This window comes from Streptococcus oralis subsp. tigurinus, from assembly GCF_002096275.1.
In the GTDB taxonomy this organism is placed as follows: Bacteria; Bacillota; Bacilli; order Lactobacillales; family Streptococcaceae; genus Streptococcus; species Streptococcus oralis_CN.
The window spans coordinates 1-353 of record NZ_NCUG01000002.1; the positions used below are offsets into that span (position 1 = coordinate 1).

The 353-nt window shown below is 48.4% G+C and carries 1 protein-coding gene; it reads right to left on the bottom strand.

Annotated elements, in window-relative coordinates; all coding sequences use genetic code 11:
- Positions 1 to 326: Cna B-type domain-containing protein (locus B7725_RS00010; protein ID WP_205012937.1), on the bottom strand; the 326-nt coding region annotated here is incomplete at its 3' end.
- Positions 327 to 353 lie beyond the last annotated feature (27 nt).

A 353-nucleotide genomic window follows, 5' to 3' on the forward strand; every position in this document is an offset into this window, starting at 1 on the left:
CCATACCATTTGCCTGCAAGTAAAATGCTGTTTGATGTTTCGCCAACTTCTTTGACGGTGTACTGATGAGCTTCGCCACCAAGGGTCGCAGAGACGGGCAGTTGCTCAAAGCTAGCTGTCCAGTTGTTGTCTTTGGTCAACTCTTGTACTTGACCAGTTGCCACGCCGTCTTTATAGAGTTCGACTGTGACACTGTCTACAGGCGCGTCAATCTTGTTGCCATCTGAGTCTTGCCACTCTTTGGTCACTTTAACATCTCTGGTTGGTGGGATCATTGGAGCCCACGGAGTCTTTTCCTTATTGGTAATGGTGAAGCCTTCTTTCATGCTTCCTGCGTAACCGACTCCATACCA